The organism is Photobacterium gaetbulicola, from assembly GCF_003025515.1.
Taxonomy (GTDB): Bacteria; Pseudomonadota; Gammaproteobacteria; order Enterobacterales; family Vibrionaceae; genus Photobacterium; species Photobacterium gaetbulicola.
This window is the reverse complement of the sequence record NZ_PYME01000033.1, coordinates 15,097-34,249: the sequence shown is the minus strand read 5'-3', so window position 1 is coordinate 34,249 and position 19,153 is coordinate 15,097. Positions and strand designations below refer to the sequence as shown.

11 protein-coding genes are annotated in these 19,153 nt (G+C 47.8%); 10 read left to right on the top strand and 1 reads right to left on the bottom strand.

Translation table 11 applies throughout. From position 1 onward, the window contains the following. Positions 1-156: 156 nt before the first annotated feature. From pepN to rmf, 10 genes are all read left to right on the top strand, one after another. On the top strand, positions 157-2,778 hold the full coding sequence (pepN, locus tag C9J03_RS22375; RefSeq protein ID WP_044623302.1) for an aminopeptidase N: 2,622 nt from the start codon (positions 157-159) through the stop codon (positions 2,776-2,778). A 68-nt stretch (positions 2,779-2,846) separates the two neighbouring features. Further along, positions 2,847-3,068: a DUF2835 domain-containing protein gene (locus tag C9J03_RS22370; protein WP_082060691.1), complete on the top strand. Its 222-nt coding sequence runs from the start codon at positions 2,847-2,849 to the stop codon at positions 3,066-3,068. A 419-nt stretch (positions 3,069-3,487) separates the two neighbouring features. After that, a complete protein-coding gene (locus tag C9J03_RS22365) occupies positions 3,488-8,317 on the top strand; it encodes an NAD-glutamate dehydrogenase (protein ID WP_044623303.1) in 4,830 nt (1,609 codons plus the stop codon). 293 nt (positions 8,318-8,610) lie between these two features. Continuing rightward, on the top strand, positions 8,611-9,621 hold the full coding sequence (gene pyrD / locus C9J03_RS22360; protein ID WP_044623304.1) for a quinone-dependent dihydroorotate dehydrogenase: 1,011 nt from the start codon (positions 8,611-8,613) through the stop codon (positions 9,619-9,621). A gap of 264 nt (positions 9,622-9,885) precedes the next feature. After that, positions 9,886-10,431: a cell division protein ZapC gene (locus C9J03_RS22355; protein WP_044623305.1), complete on the top strand. Its 546-nt coding sequence runs from the start codon at positions 9,886-9,888 to the stop codon at positions 10,429-10,431. 1,152 nt (positions 10,432-11,583) lie between these two features. Then, on the top strand, positions 11,584-13,722 hold the full coding sequence (rlmKL, locus tag C9J03_RS22350; protein ID WP_039461157.1) for a bifunctional 23S rRNA (guanine(2069)-N(7))-methyltransferase RlmK/23S rRNA (guanine(2445)-N(2))-methyltransferase RlmL: 2,139 nt from the start codon (positions 11,584-11,586) through the stop codon (positions 13,720-13,722). Continuing rightward, the gene (locus C9J03_RS22345) at positions 13,723-13,980 is read left to right on the top strand and encodes a glutaredoxin family protein (protein ID WP_039461158.1); all 258 of its coding nucleotides are present in this window, start codon (positions 13,723-13,725) and stop codon (positions 13,978-13,980) included. It abuts the gene before it with no gap. Further along, a complete protein-coding gene (gene uup, locus C9J03_RS22340; protein WP_039461160.1) occupies positions 13,967-15,889 on the top strand; it encodes an ATP-binding cassette ATPase Uup in 1,923 nt (640 codons plus the stop codon). The genes C9J03_RS22345 and uup overlap by 14 nt, the downstream gene beginning before the upstream one ends. Beyond that, complete coding sequence (locus C9J03_RS22335; RefSeq protein ID WP_044623306.1) at positions 15,889-17,982, top strand: DUF3466 family protein; 2,094 nt, start codon at positions 15,889-15,891, stop codon at positions 17,980-17,982. Before uup ends, C9J03_RS22335 begins: the two co-directional genes overlap by 1 nt. Positions 17,983-18,152: 170 nt before the next feature. Next, positions 18,153-18,326, top strand: coding sequence for a ribosome modulation factor (gene rmf / locus C9J03_RS22330; RefSeq protein ID WP_082008520.1), 174 nt, complete (start codon positions 18,153-18,155; stop codon positions 18,324-18,326). A gap of 266 nt (positions 18,327-18,592) precedes the next feature. Here the strand turns inward: rmf and fabA are convergent, their stop codons facing one another. Continuing rightward, on the bottom strand, positions 18,593-19,108 hold the full coding sequence (gene fabA / locus C9J03_RS22325; protein WP_039461165.1) for a 3-hydroxyacyl-[acyl-carrier-protein] dehydratase FabA: 516 nt from the start codon (positions 19,106-19,108) through the stop codon (positions 18,593-18,595). Between the last annotated feature and the right edge of the window lie 45 nt (positions 19,109-19,153).

Here is a 19,153-nt window from a genome sequence, read left to right as displayed (position 1 = left end):
AGCAAATTATGGGTTGGATGTGTATTAATTAACCGTGTAAGCAGGTAATTGAGAAACATCTCGCCAATTCCCAGTAATATGCTTGTCTGCTTTGGCTTAAGACAGAATAATGGAAACATACCGCGAGACTATACCGCGGAAAAATAAGGAATAAACATGGCCGAACAACCAACTATCCAGCCAACGGCAAAGTACCGTTCAGATTACCAAGCACCCGAATTCACGATCACCGATCTTTCCCTAGAGTTTGACTTGCATGATACCGCTACTCGAGTCGTGGCAGTTAGCAAGGTTGAGCAAAAAGTGGACGGTGCCACTTCAATGGAGCTTGATGGCGATGCGCTAACCTTGGTTCGTATTGAAATCAATGGTGAAAGCTGGACGAACTTCGAACAGAGCGAAGGCATGTTGACAGTGAACGGACTGCCTGCCGCGTTCGAGATGCTGATTGAGACTGAAATCAACCCTGAAGCAAACACCTTGCTTGAAGGCTTGTACAAATCAGGCGGTGCATACTGTACCCAGTGTGAGGCAGAAGGCTTCCGTCGTATTACTTATTACCTTGACCGCCCTGATGTGTTGGCACGATTCACGACCAAAGTGATCGCCGACAAAGCCCAATATCCGTATCTGCTGAGCAACGGTAACCGTGTTGACAGTGGTGAGCTGGGCAATGGCCGCCACTGGGTGCAGTGGCAGGACCCATTTCCGAAACCAAGTTACCTGTTTGCGCTAGTGGCAGGGGATTTTGATGTGCTGCGTGACAAGTACACCACTGTTAGCGGTCGTGATGTGGCACTGGAGATTTTTGTCGACAAGGGCAATCTTGATCGTGCCGAATACGCGATGACCTCTCTAATCAACTCAATGAAATGGGATGAAGAGCGCTTCGGGCTCGAGTATGACCTTGATATCTACATGATCGTCGCGGTGGATTTCTTCAATATGGGGGCGATGGAAAACAAAGGCCTGAACGTCTTCAACTCAAAGTACGTACTGGCGAACGCGAAAACGGCAACAGATACTGACTACCAAGGTATCGAAGCGGTGATCGGTCACGAGTATTTCCATAACTGGACCGGTAACCGTGTGACTTGCCGTGACTGGTTCCAGCTTAGCCTGAAGGAAGGTTTGACTGTGTTCCGTGACCAGGAGTTCTCCTCTGATCTCGGCTCACGCCCAGTGAACCGCATCAACAATGTTCGCGTGATGCGCGGACCACAGTTCTCCGAGGACCGTGGGCCTATGTCGCATCCAATTCGTCCTGAAAAAGTCATTGAAATGAATAACTTCTATACACTGACAGTGTATGAGAAGGGCAGTGAAGTTATCCGCATGATGCACACCTTGCTGGGTGAGGAAAACTTCCAGGCCGGCATGAAGTTGTACTTCGAACGTCATGATGGCACTGCCGCAACCTGTGATGACTTTGTCCAGGCGATGGAAGATGCCTCGGGTATCAGCCTTGATAAATTCCGCCGTTGGTACAGCCAGTCTGGTACCCCGGTTGTGCAGGTTGAGACTGAATTCCTTGAACAGGAAAAGCGTTACCGTGTAACAGTAAGGCAGCACACGGCCCCGACTCCGGGCCAGGAAGAGAAACATCCACTGCATATTCCGTTTGATATCGAATTGTATGATGCGCAGGGCAATGTGATTCCGTTACAGTGTAATGGCGAGCCGATCCATAACGTGCTCGACGTGACAGAAGCAGAGCAGGTGTTTGAGTTTGATGGTATCGAACACCAGCCGGTTATTTCTATGCTGCGAGAGTTCTCTGCGCCGGTGATCTTGGAATATGATTACTCGGATGCTGAGCTGACTTTCCTGATGGTTCATGCGCGTAACGAGTTCGCCCGTTGGGATGCAGGCCAGATCTTGTTGGCTAAACATATTAAGCAGAATGTCACCCGCTGTCAGAACGGTGAGTCTTTTGTGTTGCCAGAATCAGTTGTCGATGCGTTCCGTGGCGTACTGCTTGACGAGAAGTTAGATCCGGCCTTTATTGCTGAAATGCTGACACTACCAAGTGAAAATGAGGTAGCGGGTTGGTATGAAACTGTCGATGTTGATGCTATCAACACGGTAATGGCTGAGCTTGAGAAGGCATTGGCTCTAGCCATGGAAGATGAGTTCAGTGCGATCTACCACTCATTGACTCAGGCGGCATATACCATTGAACATGAAGCGATGGCAAAACGTTCGCTTCGCAATACCTGTTTGGCTTACCTTGCATTGACCGAGCAAGGCAATAGTCTAGTAGCAAAGCAGTACGAAGCGTCAGACAATATGACCGATACCATGGCGGCGATGGCGGCGGCGAACAATGCACAGTTGGCATGTCGTCCAGCGCAAATGGCGGATTTCAGTGATAAGTGGACGCATGACGGTCTGGTGATGGACAAATGGTTTATTCTGCAGGGCAAGAACCCAGCGGAAAATGCACTGGAAAACGTGCGTGAAACCATGAACCACAAAGCGTTTGATATTAAGAACCCGAACCGAACCCGTAGTTTGGTTGCTAGTTTCTGTGCAAACAACCCGGTGCGCTTCCACGCCAAAGATGGCTCTGGCTACCAGTTCCTGACGGAGATTCTAACGGTATTGAACACCAGTAACCCGCAGGTAGCGTCTCGATTGATTGAACCATTCCTCAAGTACCGACAGTACGATCAGCAGCGTCAGGCGTTGATGCGAGCCGAGCTGGAGAAGCTGTCTCAGCTTGATAACTTAGCCAAAGACTTGTTCGAAAAAGTACAGAAAGCACTAGAACTTTAAGTTAAGAACGTATGAAGTAAGGGGCAAGATGCTTGCCCCTTGTTTTATCTATAACCGAACTTTTTTATATGAAAGCTTATACCTTCTCGATGCACATTAGTTACCAGCAATTTCTTCGGCATTATTCGGGGGCTGCCAGTAATGTGTTGGTGATGACAGATAACGGCCTGCGTCTTCAACTACCGGCCTCTCGGTTACGTCCTTTTTTGAGCCAGCTTGGGATACGGGGGCGATTTCGGGTGACGGTATCTGAATCAAACAAGCTGCAAGCCATAGAGCAAATTATGTAACCGGAAATTGATGGGTTTGTAACAGATGATTTCTGATATGAAGAGAAGAAAGCCGTAGCAGAAATGTGGGGGATACCTCTTTTGAGTAGGGTTCCATTAGAAATAATAATCCAAGGAGTTAAGTAAAATAACCTTAAAAATAAATGGTTATACCAATTTACAGTAAGCTGGCGTCATCTTGATGCTAATTTCACCACCCTCAGATAATCCGCCCAACCAAAATATCTACCTTAGTCACATATTCGATTTTTTCCGGCAGACACAGAGTAATTAGCGTAACCATCTCGCAACAAAAAACCCTACAATAGCAGTCACGCAGGATAGCGTTTTCCGACGGTATGTTCCCCCAATAACCTACCATTGGATGTTTTATAAAAATTCTATACTTGATTGATAATATATAACGATGGAGCATTGCTATGACCGCACCTGACCCTATAGTGCCGGTACTGCTTGAGAAAGTGTATAACTTAATCCAGGACAAGATTGAGACACCCCAGCAGTCATTAGTAGAAGTGTTTGCTCAGCGATTGTTAGGACAACTGGCAGACGACGATCTGCTTCAACGGAATGAATCTGACCTTTATGGTGCTGTTCTGAGTCTATGGCACCACCTAGTACAAAATAAGCCAGACCAAATCTCTGTTCGTGTCTATAACCCGACGCTTAGCCGCTACGGTTGGCAGTCACCGCATACAGTTGTTGAGATCATTACGCCGGACCGTCCGTTCCTTGTTGATTCGGTCCGGATGACGTTGACCCGGCTGGGGATCACCAGCCACATGATGCTTAATGGCCCGTATTTCTTTAAGCGAAATATGCAAGGCGCCATCACCGAGGCGTGCGGTAAGGACGGCGACTTACAGACACTGTTCCATATCGAGGTTGATCGCCTTAACGACAAGAAAGAGCTTGAAGCATTAAAACAAGAACTAGAACAAGTACTTCAAGATGTTGATTTGGTCGTTAATGATTGGCAACCGATGCAAGCCAAAATGCAGGCGATTGTGAAAGATCTCAAGAAGGCCGACCTTCCCGTCAACAAAGAACACCGAGAAGAGGCCATTGCATTTTTGGATTGGGTAACCCATCACAATTTTACCTTCATGGGTTATCACAAGTATGATCTTGTGCCGGTAGAAGGGGATTACGAATTACGTCCCTGCGAAGAGCCAGGGTTAGGGCTGCTGAGTAAAAAAGACAAGGTCAGAACCCTGCGCTTGTCACAGCTTCCCGAGTCTGCTCGTTTTGAGGCTCGCAAGCGCGAGTTGCTGATTCTCACCAAGAGCAATGGCAAGTCAAAAATTCATCGTCCGGCCTACACCGATTACATTGGTATAAAACGTTTTGACAAAGACGGCAATGTTATCGGCGAACACCGCTTTACCGGCCTGTATGCCTCAACGGCCTATCACCAGTCAACCATGAACATTCCGCTGATCAGTAACAAGGTTACGCGTATTTTGGAAGAAAGCCGCTATCCGGCTGGTTCGCATTCATGGAAGGCACTGAACAACCTACTTGAAACCTATCCGCGTGATGAGCTGATCCAAGCAAATGAAAAAGAAATGCTGGACGTAGGGTGTGGTGTGGTGCGAATGCAAGACCGAGATTTGCTACGCTTATTTGTTCGCCGCGATCCTTTTGGCCGCTTCTTCTCTTGCATGGTGTATGTAACCAAAGAGCGTTACAACACCGAGCTGCGTAGTAAGACCCAGGAAGTTTTGAAAGATTACTTTGCCTCTGAGCAGGATGTGGAATTCACCACTTTCTTCTCGGAAAGCCCGTTGGCGAGAACGCATTATATCGTGCGAGTAGAAAATAATAATTTTGATGTGGACATCAAAGCTATCGAGCATAATCTCGTGGAGGCGGCGGCTTCGTGGGATGATCGTCTAAGCGCTTCGCTCATCGCCAACTTTGGTGAAAGCCAAGGGACGTCATTGGCGAAAAACTACGAGCGTGCCTTCCCGCGTTCCTACAAAGAGCAGATGTTGCCGGGCTCAGCCGTCGCCGATATCGAACAGCTTGAAAACCTCAGTGAAGACAACAAGCTGGGTATGCTGTTCTACCGTCCTCAGGAAGAAGCCAATGATTCGCGTTTTGTGAAACTAAAGCTTTTCCACCGAGATGAACCTATTCATCTTTCTGATGTTATGCCGATGCTGGAAAACCTGGGCTTGAGGGTAATAGGTGAGTCGCCTTATCAAGTGATCACCAAAAACGGTACGGTTTATTGGATCCTTGATTTCGCGATGTTGCACAACGCCTGCACCGGAATAGATCTCGGTGAGGCACGCGATCGTTTCCAGGAGGCGTTCTCAGCTATCTGGCATGGCGAACTAGAAAGTGATGGCTTCAACCGTTTGGTGTTGTGTGCCGGTTTGACCGGACGTGAAATTACCATTTTGCGTAGTTTTGCCCGTTACATGCGCCAAGTCGGTTTCCCATTCAGTCAGCACTATATTGAAGAAACGCTGTCTGGTCATAGTGATCTTGCGCGATCGTTGGTCGATTTGTTCTCCCTGCGGTTCGATCCATGCCGGAAATATTCGGAAAGTGCGGAAAAAGGACTGATTGCCAAACTGAATGACAAGCTTGAACATGTAGAAAGCCTGGATGACGATAGGATCATTCGCCGTTATATGGAGATGATCCTGGCGACGCAGCGAACAAACTATTACCAGACTGATACCAACGGCCAGCCAAAGCCATGGCTGTCACTGAAGCTGCGGCCATCGGAAATCCCAGAAATCCCTGCACCGGTACCGTTCTTCGAGATCTTTGTGTATGCACCGGATATCGAGGGGGTTCACCTACGTGGTGGCAAGGTCGCTCGTGGTGGCTTGCGATGGTCGGATCGTCAGGAAGACTTCCGGACAGAGATCCTTGGTCTTGTGAAGGCACAGCAGGTTAAAAACACGGTTATTGTTCCGGTAGGGGCAAAAGGTGGGTTTGTCTGTAAGCGTCAGCCTCAGCTGACAACACGTGAAGAGATTTGGGCTGAAGGTCAGCGTTGTTACAAGCGCTTTATTCGTGCCTTGCTGGATGTGACAGATAACATTATTGATGGCGAGTTAAACCCACCAGCCAATGTCGTTCGTCATGATGAAGATGATCCGTATTTGGTTGTGGCGGCGGATAAAGGTACCGCGACATTCTCCGATTTGGCCAACTCGGTTTCTGAGGATTACAACTTCTGGCTGGGCGATGCGTTTGCCTCCGGGGGTTCAAACGGTTACGACCACAAGAAAATGGGTATTACAGCCAAAGGTGGTTGGGAGTCGGTGAAACGCCATTTTCGCGAGTTGGGCATCAACTGTCAGACCACGGACTTCACCTGCGCCGGTATCGGTGATATGGCAGGGGACGTGTTTGGTAACGGTATGCTACTGTCGAAGCATATCCGTTTAGTCGCAGCCTTTAACCATATGCATATCTTCTTGGATCCGAATCCAGATGCAGAAACCGGCTGGCAAGAGCGTGAACGGCTGTTCAACCTACCACGCTCCAGCTGGGAAGATTATGATGCCAAGCTGATTTCAGAAGGGGGAGGCATTTTCTCACGTCGTAGCAAGTCGATCAAACTGACTCCGCAGATCCAAAAATTACTCGGTACGCGCAAACAGAGCCTGACACCCAACGAGGTGATCCGCCTGATCCTGAAAATGGACGTGGATCTCTTATGGAACGGCGGCATCGGTACTTACGTGAAGTCCGAATCAGAAACCCACACCGATGTTGGCGACCGTGCAAATGACGCGCTCCGTATCAACGGCAGCGAGCTTCGCGCCCGTGTTGTTGGCGAAGGGGGTAACTTGGGCTTGACCCAACTAGGTCGGGTGGAGTTTTCGAAGAAAGGCGGTTTGGTCAATACCGACTTCATCGATAACGTTGGCGGTGTGGATTGTTCGGATAACGAAGTGAATATCAAGATCCTGCTCAATTCACTGGTTGCCAGTGGCGATCTTACCTATAAGCAGCGAAATGAACTGCTTGAAAGCATGGAAGATGAAGTGGGTGATATCGTCCTTGATGATGCGTATTGCCAGAGCGAGTCCATTTCGGTGACCCAGCAGCAACAAGTTCTGCTGCTCAAGGAGCAGATCCGCTTTATCCACCACCTGGAGAAAAATGGGAAGTTGGATCGTATGCTGGAGTACTTGCCCGATGACGATACGCTGGCGGAGCGTGAAAAGTCTGGAATGGGCTTGACCCGTCCGGAGCTTGCGGTACTGGTGGCATACGGCAAGATGGTACTGAAAGAAGAGTTGGTAACCGAAGAAGTTGCCAATGATCCTTACCATGCTCGACTATTGCCGGCGTACTTTCCGAAAGAGCTGCAAGAGCGCTACCGAAGCCATATGGAGCTCCATCCACTGCGTAAGGAACTGATAGCGACTTCGTTGGCCAACCAAATGTCCAATGAAATGGGATGTAACTTTGTCACTCGTCTGCAGGAAGAGACTGGAGCAACGGTTGCAGAAATTTCTTCGGCATACTCTGTTGGACGGGAAGTGTTTAACTTTGAACAGTACTTTGACCAGGTCCGCGCGTTGGATAATGTGATCCCGGCAGAAGTGCAGTATGAAGTGTTATACCGCTGTCGCCGTATGCTCCGTCGCGCAACTCGTTGGATCTTGCGAAACCGAGACAGAAAACTGGGTATCGAGCAGCTGATTGCCTTCTATCAGCCGATTGTCAACAAGCTGCGTGAAAACTTGGAGCGTTACCTTGTCACTGAAGAGGTCCAGGAGCATAACGATCAGGCCGAAGAGATGATCAAGCAGGGGATCCCTAATGATTTGGCACACAACATAGCACGTTTGAGTAGCCTGTACTCGGCTATGGATATTGCCCAGATCGCGACGGGAGCGGATAAAGATCTCGACTTTATCGCCCGTGTATACTTTGTTGTTGGCTCCGATCTGTCGTTGCACTGGTTCCTCAAGCAGGTTCATAACCAGCCCGTTGAGAACCACTGGCAGGCGCTAGCCAGGGCCTCGTTCCGTGAAGATCTCGATTGGCAGCAACGCCAATTGACCCTAGCTGTCATAAGTAGTGGCCTGGAGGCTCCGGATGCAGAGAGCTTGATCGAAAATTGGATGGATCAACACAAGTCCGCTATACATCGTTGGAATACCGTTCTGGCTGAGTTCAAAGTGGGAACAACGCATGAATTTGCTAAGTTCTCTGTTGCTTTGCGAGAGCTTATGTTATTGAATCTTAACTGCCAAACAGTGGCATAATATTAAAAATTGGCTTTTATACTCATTGATAATATTAAAGCCATATAAATGACAAAATTGCTGTTCAAAAAGCCACCATGATGACGATGGTGGCTTTTTTATTATAAATAACGTGCCATATAAACGTTTGCTTTTGGGGTGATAAAATAAAATCAGCATTTTCAAGTATCTAACCCTATATCTGATGGGCTAGGCCATTTTTTTCGATATAAACACAAATTAGTCATTGAATTTAGATAGTAAAGTGTGAATAATATCCTCCCGTTTATACGGGGCTTTTATTAGGAGGTACAATGCTTTACCGCCTCGCTCGATCCGCTATTTTCAAGCTTGATGCAGAAAAAGCGCACGATCTAGCTATTCAGAACTTTTCTCGCTTTACTGGCACTCCTCTTGATCTTTTCTATCGCCAACATGTTCCTGATCGTCCTGTTGAAGTGATGGGTATCACATTTAAAAACCCTGTTGGTCTGGCTGCTGGCCTAGATAAAAACGGCGAATGCATTGAAGCATTTGGCGCAATGGGCTTTGGTTTCGTTGAAGTCGGCACCGTAACGCCACGCCCACAGCCGGGTAACGATAAGCCTCGTTTGTTCCGTGTTATTCCTGCCGAGGGTATTATTAACCGTTTTGGTTTCAATAACTTAGGTGTTGACAACCTGATTGAAAACGTTAAGAAAGCCAACTATGACGGTGTGATCGGCATCAACATTGGTAAGAACAAAGATACGCCGATTGAAAAGGGTGCAGAAGATTACCTTATCTGTATGGAAAAGGTGTACCCGTACGCAGGCTATATCACCGTGAATATCTCTTCACCGAATACGCCGGGATTGCGCACGCTTCAGTACGGTGAAATGCTCGATGATCTGCTTTCTCAGCTAAAGGAGAAGCAAAAGCAGCTGGCAGAGAAGCATGGGAAGTATGTGCCATTGACGCTGAAGATCGCGCCGGATCTAGAAGATCATGAAATCAAGCAGATCGCTGAATCTTTGATCAAGAATAAGATCGATGGTGTGATTGCAACCAACACGACTTTGGATCGCTCCCTGGTTAAAGACATGCCACATTGCGATGAGGCAGGGGGCTTAAGTGGTCGTCCACTTCAGAACCGTAGTACGGAAGTGATCCGTATGTTGGCTGAAGAACTAGACGGCGCGTTGCCAATTATCGGCGTTGGCGGTATCGATTCCGCCGTATCGGCCCGTGAAAAAATGGCTGCAGGTGCTAGCCTGGTTCAGATTTATTCTGGTTTTATCTACCATGGTCCGAAACTGGTTAAAGATATCGTCACCAATATCTAATTAGTATCGCTATTAAGCATCATCTCATTTTTAAGTGAGACACCTGAGTACCTGCAAGAGGAATTTTGCAGGTACTTTTTTTATGCCGATTCAATGTCGAGCACCTTATCAATAGGAGTTTTGTCAAGTTTACAGCTTTTTATTCAGATTTTTTTGATTTTACTTCCTCTTTTTATTTGCAAATAGGGAAGTAGAATTTGTCCTAAAGATTTGTTTGTTGTAGTGGATAAGCTTTGTAACGGACGACGGATATGGAGCGTACTTATGTTGAAACCCAATAATTCATGGATGTGGTATTACGACCAGAAGTACGATGCTCTAATGTTGGATCTCGGTGATGACATGCTTTTCCGCGTAGCGATTCCCACTAAAAACCTCATTCCATGCGCTTTCACCCGTTCCACCTTTACGGTTGATGATGCATCGGTCTATCAAAGCTTCCTTGAAGGGATGTCAATTCTCGAACTTTCTGCACCGCGCAAAGCCGAACTGGCACTTAATGCCGTTGCGGCAAGTCGCTTCCATAAGCCACTTATGCCTAAAAGCTGGTTCTTCAACCAGCAATCGGGGACTCATCAGCCGCAGCTGGGTGACATTGTCACGCTGTCAACTGACCTCGGTGAAGGGCAGTTCCTGATTATTGAAAACAGTGGTACGGCAAGCTTGTGTATGATGGCTGATACCGCCTCGCTGGCGCTCAATGCTGCGAAAGAGATGGCGTTCTGTGAGACGATAAAAGTCATGAACGACCGTATGAAGGCCTATGAAGGGGCTGCAGAGGCGCCAGTTACGTTTGCCTTAGTGGGCTAAGCTGTCTTTTCCGTCTTTCTATCTTTCTGTTATTTAACAGCCAACCGCTTGTGGCTTGAATATAGGCTAGCCTTGGCTAGCTGCCAAATCTCTGCTGTTTGAACTCCTATTTAAGCTTCTATCGCTTTCGCTTGCCTCAAAGGCGGTCCTTTGCCGTAACCTTCAAAGCAGCCATGTCAGGCTCTTTTCATTGTATTCAAGCGTTGTTTTAATCCCAGTCTAGACCTTGCCAACCTGTTCATTGAAAGCCCATCACCAGGAGCGGTGATAGGGGCAGGGTGACCACTCTGCGCTTTCATCCATTTAAGGTAAGCCGGGCCATTGCCAGGTTTTATCGCGACCTTGAAAATCACGTCTGTATTTTACTCAGTATTGGTCGGTAATTGACCGAGTCTGTGTCCAAACCCGGGGTGGCTAAATTGGGAATGTGACAGTAATCACGCCCTGAAACAGGGCTTTTCTTATTTTTCCTGTTTAATAAAGCACCATTCTTAGTGATGCAAGTCTAAAAATCTTATCTTTTTATCACTTTTTTACTGCCTCATTTCCGTCCTTAAGATTAAAAAAACACCATAATTTTGCACATAAAAACACAGTAATCTACCCCTTATTTCCTCGTTTTCCGCCTTTCTGTAATTAAGTTACACTCTTCGCCACGGAGAAAGTCATGGTGATTAGGTTCCAATGGTAATTATTTCCGAAAGGGAAATAATTAAAAGGTAGGATGAAAATCGGCTGCCGTGGTTTAATAAAGTAAAGGCGAATAAATGCTAATCAAGTAAGCAAGCGCCTACTGTTTGGAGTTGGGCTGGTGCAATTCTATCGCTATAAGTTGTTGATTATATGGTGCGTGGGGCGATTGTTTCTTGAGGTAAACAGTTTGACTGCTCATGAAGTTAGGCTAAAAGTGATCGGTTGTTTACAATAGTGCACAATCTTAACGGAGCATATTGTTTACATATAGAAACGCTAATTAGCGGCTCTGGGAGTCAAACACGATTCGTCAGGGCGTGTGGTTAGACAGGAATCTGGCATTAGTGGCGTTTGACTGCTGTTTTTTTAGCTAAATAGCCGGGTTAGAACCTTTTATGACAAGGTATTTATTAGGTTTTCAGTTATAATTCACCGCAACATAAGTGTGAAAAGAACTCCATGAATCAATATTTAGCTATCACTTCACGAGGTCTTGAGAACCTCCTTGCAGAAGAACTTAAGCAGCTTGGCGCACAGAGCGTACAGGTTGTCCATGCTGGCGTCCGTTTTAAGGCCGAACAAGCGACGGCATACCGCTGCTGTTTGTGGACGCGTATCGCGTCACGAATCATCCTGGTGCTGAGCGAATTTAATGTTCGTGATGATATGGATCTGTATTTGGGGGCAACCGCAATCAACTGGCCGAACTATTTTGGCAGTGATACCCGGATTATTGTCGATTTCAACGGTACGAACCGTGAAATCCGCAATAGCCAGTATGGTGCAATGAAGGTCAAAGATGCCATTGTCGATCGCTTTACCAAAGCCGATTTGCGTCGCCCTAGCATCGATCGCGAGCGTCCAGAGCTGCGTATTCATATGCGTCTTTCCGGAGAGAAAGGTGTGCTGGGCCTAGATATGGCGGGTAGCGGCCTGCATCAGCGTGGCTACCGAAGCGAGTCAGGCAAAGCACCACTTCGTGAAACTCATGCGGCAGCACTGGTGATGAAGTCCGGTTGGACACCAGAAAAACCGTTGTTGGATCCAATGTGTGGCTCGGGTACCTTGTTGATTGAAGCCGCCATGATGGCCGCTGATATTGCACCGGGTATCAAGCGCAAGCGTTGGGGCTTTGAGGCGATTAAAGACTTTGACCGTGAAGGTTGGTTAGAGATTCATGCTGAGGCAAAGGTAAAAGCACGCCGTGGCCCTGGTAATGTGACCACCAAGTTCTTTGGTCGTGAAATGGATCGTCGTGTACTGAGCATTGCCCGTGACAATGCCGGTCGTGCTGGCGTTAAAGACTTAATTGACTTTGAATACGGTGACGCTACACAACTGACCTGTCCTGAAGGTTTCTCTGAAGGTGTGATCCTGTGTAACCCTCCTTATGGTGAGCGTTTGGGCACAACACCTGAGCTGATTTCTCTGTATAGCGAGTTTGGCAACCGCTTGAAGCTTGCATTTGCAGGCTCGACGGCCTCTATCTACTCATCGTCGAATGAATTATTGAGCTGCCTGCGCATGCGTGCTGACAAGCAGTTCAAATTGCGTAACGGTGCGCTGGATTGTGTGCTGAAAACTTACCTGATCACTGCCGGTGGCGTTAAGCATGTTGAAGGTGAAGCTGAAGGCCGCATTGAAGAAGCGGAAGTGGCACCTGATTTTGCAAACCGTTTGAAGAAAAATATTGCCAAGCTGAGCAAGTGGGCCAAGAAAGAAGGCCTTGAGTGCTACCGCTTGTACGATGCTGACTTGCCTAACTACAATGCAGCCATCGACAAATACAAAGATTACTTGGTGATTCAGGAATACGCTGCGCCGAAATCGGTACCTGAAGAGACAGCACGTCGCCGCCTGATGGATATCATGCGAGCCACCATCCAGGTAACGGGCGTTGAGAACAACAAGGTTATCCTGAAAGTGCGTGAGCGCCAGAAGGGTAAAAGCCAGTACCAGAAGCTATCCAGTGCTGAGCGTCACATGGTAGTGAATGAGTACGGCGTAGATCTTAAGGTTAACCTTTACGACTACCTAGATACCGGCCTGTTCTTGGATCACAAAGTGACGCGTCGCCAGCTGGGCAAGATGGCGGCAGGTAAAGACTTCCTTAATTTGTTTGCTTACACTGGCTCGGCAACATGTCATGCGGCATGTGGTGGTGCGAAGTCGACCACAACAGTTGACATGTCAAACACTTACCTTCGTTGGGCGCAGGAAAACATGGAACTCAATGGTCAGGTTGGCCGTCAGCACCAGTTTATCCAGGCAGACTGCCTGCAGTGGCTGCAAGAGGCCGACGGTGAGTTCGATCTTATTTTCATTGATCCGCCAACGTTCTCTAACTCTAAGCGCATGAAGCAAAGTTTCGATGTTCAGCGCGACCACATCATGCTGCTTGAGAACCTGAAACGTATGCTTCGTCCGCATGGCGAGATTGTTTTCTCGAATAATAAACGCCATTTCAAGATGGACTTCGAGAAACTTGAAGCGCTTGGCTTACAAGCGAAGAACATTTCTGATAAAACGTTGCCCATGGATTTTAGTCGCAACAAACAGATTCATAACTGCTGGATCATTACCCACAAGGAAGGTTAGGTGCTAATTACTCTGTATAGCACAGAAGGGTGTCACCTTTGCGAGCAGGCATATAGCCTGCTCGTACAAGCTGGTGTCGAAGAGCGCGTTCAGGTGGTAGATATTGCCTTTGATGACGCGCTCTTTTCTCGTTACGGCGTCACAATTCCTGTGCTTTCTATTTTCAATCCTGATTCAGATTCAAACAGCCCTGAACTCGGTTGGCCTTTTGATGCTGACGAGTTGGCACTATGGTTAAACAACAATGGCATTAATTAATATCAGTAACGCCCAATTGGCGTACGGTGATCATGCGCTGCTGGATAAAGCAGAGTTTCTTCTACAGCCTAACGAGCGAGTGTGTTTGGTAGGCCGCAATGGTGCCGGTAAATCCACTTTGATGAAAGTGATTGCCGGTGATGTACTGCTTGATGACGGCAGCATCCAGCGCGAATCAGAATTGCGTGTCTCGCGTTTGGAGCAGGATCCACCGCGTGATGCAGAAGGGACTGTGTTTGATTTCGTTTCAGAGGGTTTGGCTGAAATCGGTCAGGTGCTTAAAGAGTACCACCGTCTGCTCGACTTGATCACCAACGATCCGTCAGAGTCAAACTTTGCGAAATTGAATCGTGCACAAGAAAAAATTGACCATGCCGATGCGTGGCAGTTCGACAATAAGATCACCTCGGTACTGGAGCATCTGCAGCTTCAACCGCAAACCTTGCTGAAAGATTTGTCGGGTGGCTGGCAGCGTAAGGCGGCCTTGGCCCGTGCACTGGTGTGTGACCCTGATATTTTGCTGCTCGATGAGCCAACTAACCACCTTGATGTATCAACTATCGAGTGGCTGGAAGGTTTTCTGAAAGAGTTCAGAGGCGCAATTGTGTTTATTTCGCACGACCGTGCCTTCATTCGTTCAATGGCAACCCGTATTGTCGATCTTGATCGTGGCCAGCTGGTTTCTTTCCCTGGGGATTACGACAAGTACCTGGAAGAGAAAGAAGAGCAGCTGCGTGTCGAAGCCGAGCAAAATGCCGAATTTGATAAAAAGCTGGCCCAGGAAGAAGTCTGGATCCGACAGGGCATCAAGGCCCGACGTACCCGTAACGAAGGCCGGGTTAGGGCACTGAAGCAGCTTCGTCGTGAGCGCAGCGAACGTCGTGAAGTCATGGGTAAAGCCGACATGCAGCTGCAGGAAGCCCAGCGTTCAGGCAAGATTGTCTTTGAAGCTGAGCACATCAGCTACAGCTATGGCGATAAGCCAATTATTAAAGACTTCAGTTTCAATGTCATGCGAGGCGATCGTATTGCACTTATCGGTCCGAATGGTTGCGGTAAGAGTACACTGCTTAAGATCATGCTGGGCGACCTGAAGTCACAGGGTCACTTCCATTGTGGTACCAAGATTGAAGTTGCGTATTTTGACCAGTACCGTGAAGTGCTTGACCCAGAAAAAACTGTGATGGACAACCTTGCCGACGGCAAGCAGGAAGTGACAGTTAATGGCCGTACGCGTCATGCATTGGGTTATCTTCAGGACTTCCTTTTCCACCCACGTCGGGCACGTACACCGGTTAAAGCACTATCGGGTGGTGAGAAAAACCGCCTGCTGTTGGCGAAACTATTCCTAAAGCCTAATAATTTATTGGTGCTCGATGAACCAACCAATGATTTAGATATCGAAACATTGGAACTTTTGGAAGAAATTCTTGCCAACTATCAGGGCACATTGTTGTTAGTGAGCCACGACCGTCAATTTGTTGATAATACAGTGACAACAAGTTGGATTTTCGAAGGGAACGGGGTCATTGATGAATATGTCGGCGGCTACCATGATGCCCAGGAACAACGCGCTAATTCGCTAAGTCAGATTGCGAAGGAGCAGGCGGCTCAAATCGAAGCCGCGAAAAAGAAAGAAGAGAACAAGCAGCGCCAGGCTGCCCGTCCTAAAACTGGTAAGAAGCTCTCTTACAAGTTGCAGAAGGAACTGGAAGACCTGCCGCTACGAATAGAAGAACTGGAAAACGAAATTGCGCAATTGCAGGAATTGATTAACGATCCTGCTTTCTTCCAGGACGTGAAAAATGACACTCAAGGCACGCTGAATCGTTTGGCGGAAGCTGAAGCTGAATTTGAGCAGGCATTTGAACGCTGGGAAGAGCTTGAAGCAATGCAGAAGGAAGCTTAATGCAACATAAGACATTAAAATTGTCCGCACTAGCGGTACTAATTGCTGGTGCTACAGGTGCCAATGCTGCTGTTTACCGTGTGGTGGAAATAGAAGCGAGTACTGATACCCAAATTGCAATTGACAAAAGAGATTATTACAACGAGGTAGATCTTTCTGAATTATCTCGTCGTTTAGCCTTTTATGGTCAAGGCATAGCTGCTTCGAGCGGCCAGAATTGTTTCGTTGATGCTTGTGATGACGGTGAGGATGTTAATGACCCGGCCACAGACTTTTCTGTTTTTGGTGAGAGTCGTTTTGGTGCTGACGGCATCAACTATCGCGATGAAGTGCCGTTTATCCTTGATAACTTGCAGCGCATCAACGATGAAGACAACTTATACCGCTATTGTGACAGCAACCTAGGCCCGAATACTTGCCGTGAATGGGCGCGTACACAATATTACGGTAACGGTTACAATACCAACGATGTTGGCGATCGCTCCGGTTTCGGTGGCTTGGTTCGTGAGCAGGAAGCGTGGAGCAAGAACTTCTTCTCAAACGCCACGGCTATTTCAGGCTTTAGGGAAAGTGGGCTTAATGAAATAACTACTTTTGCTGATAGTGAATCTGGATATGAAGATGTTGTTTCTGCATTAGGTTCAATTGTTGATTCGAGCAATCACAAAACCACCAATAGTGTCATCAATGCCCAGGGCACCTCAGCCGTTGGCGATTACGTGCTTGGTATCTCTAGTGGTGCATACTTTGATGATGGCCAGCGTTATGCCCGCCAATTCAACAAGCGCGGCTTTGTTAACTTGGGTGACAACAAGGTAGGCCTGGCTCCGGCTGGCTCTGATTCGTTGACCACAACTGCCGGCCAGTCACTGGCATGGGATGCCGTTGAGTATAACAACCAGCTACTGGTTGTCGGTAGTGCGTCTTACGATCGCAGTTCGTTCAATGACACGGATAACAAGGTACCGGACAATTACGGCGATCGCGGTGACCCGACGTTTAACGAGGGAACGTACAGAGATTGTCCTAAGACGTTCGAAGAAAAAGGGCTTGAGAGCTTCTATGCCACCAAGGAGTGCCAGCTTTCGGTGTTTGCCAACGACGGCGTTTTCTGGACGCTTGACGGTAGCACTTCAGGTAATGTTGAAGCGCAGCTATTGGCAAAGAATGACCTGGCAACCTTGGATCCCGATGAAAATGATCGCTCTTTCCAGGCGGGAGCCCGGGCGGTTGAGTTGGTAAATGGCCAACCTGTGGTGGTCGGTTTTACCACTGATCGTTACGACAATGACTATTATGCCATGCGTGCGTCAGTCTGGGAGTTGCCTGCAGACGCGACCAGTGCGTCAGCAGAGAGCTTTGAGCGAACCTTGATCCCCGGCCTTGCATTGGAAAGTGGCGGTGATCGCGTGCTGACCTATACTTTGGCCACCGACGTTAACGCCAACAACAAAGTGATTGGTGTGGCGAAGAACTTCCGTGCCGATAACCGTTCTTATGTTGAGCGTATGTTTGTTTATGACAACGCGGCCAAGCCTGATGCCCCCACTTTCCTAAACGCCTCGATTTCACCGATCTTCTTCGATGGCGCCAATGGTTACCCGGCAGCAATCAATAACAGTAACCAGATTGTTGGTCGTCTAGATAGCGAGTCGGTAAACCAGGTGGATGGTCGCTTCCGTCGCCAGCGTGCCTTTACTTATGCGATGGGTGAAATCGAAGGTTCAGCGGCGCTGAAGAGAGGTGATGCGTACTTCCTTGATGATTTGGTCAACGATGGCAATACGAACGGAAATGCAAACAAGTACCGAATCTTCGAAGCAACGGGCATTAATGACGCCGGTGTGATTTCTGCAACTGCCTACAAATGTGAAGGTGGGTATGACGATTTGACAACCGATTCATTCTGTCAGGGCGGTGAGCCGGGGGTAGAGCGTATCGTAGCGGTCAAGCTTATCCCAATTGCAGCCTCAGACGAGCCAAGTGTAGTGGAGCGCCCTGAATCTGAAGCGTCCGTTGAGCGCAGTGGCGCATCGCTTGGTATGCTGGCAATGGCTTTCCTTGGGTTCCTCGGGTTCCGTCGCAGAAAGTGATTTTTTGTCAAAATTGGTCAAATTACACTCAGGCTCACAATTTGTGAGCCTGTTTTGTTTTGGGAGTTGATCTACGCTGCTATTTAGCTAATTCTTAATAGTGGAGACACAAAATCTCCATCATTATGCAATAGTAATGAATGTAAACGATAAGGATGAGGATCGAACTTATGAAGAGACAAAAGCGGGATCGTCTGGAACGCGCACAATCTCAAGGCTATAAGGCTGGCATAAATGGTCGTTCCAGTGAAGACTGTCCGTACCAATCGACAGAGGCCCGTACGAACTGGCTAGGTGGCTGGCGAGAAGCAAGAGAAGATTTGCAATCTGGCCTGTTTAAATAATAAACCTCCCTTCATATCTCCCTTATTGAGCCCCTCTTAGGAACAGGGGCTCTTTCTATTTTAGAGAACCACTAACGTGTATATAAAAAGGCGAGTATTAGTCCTAACATGCAGAGGGTTTTTAGCTTTGAATTCTAAATGGTTTGCCCAGTAAGGAGGGAGTGGGTGATACGTGACAACGTAATGAAAATAAATAGATTCTCCCAGACCCCCGAGATCAAAAAAGGCCGCCAGCGGCGACCTTTAATATTCGAAACACGTTAAGTTTAGAATGTTGACGTATCTTTGAACAGGCCAACTTTCAAGTCTTTAGCAACGTAGATTTCTTTGCCATCAACCAATACACGGCCGTCGGCAACACCCATGATTAGCTTACGGTTAATAACACGCTTAAGCTGGATTTCGTAAGTGACTTTCTTCGCTTCTGGCAAGATTTGGCCAGTAAATTTCACTTCACCTACACCCAGAGCACGGCCTTTGCCTTCGCCGCCAGCCCAGCCTAGGAAGAAGCCTACTAGTTGCCACATTGCATCAAGGCCAAGGCAGCCTGGCATGACAGGGTCACCTTTGAAGTGGCAATCGAAGAACCATAGGTCAGGGCGGATATCTAATTCTGCATGGATGAAACCTTTACCGTGTTCACCACCTTCGTCAGTGATGTTTACAATACGGTCGATCATCAGCATGTTGTCAGATGGCAAGGATGGAAAAGCAGGACCGTAAAGTTCGCCTTTACCACATGCAACAAGTTCGTCGTAATTATAAGATTGCTGGCGTTTCATCAGACTTTAAAGCTCCTTAAAAAGTATGGAGGCAATTTAGCTTAC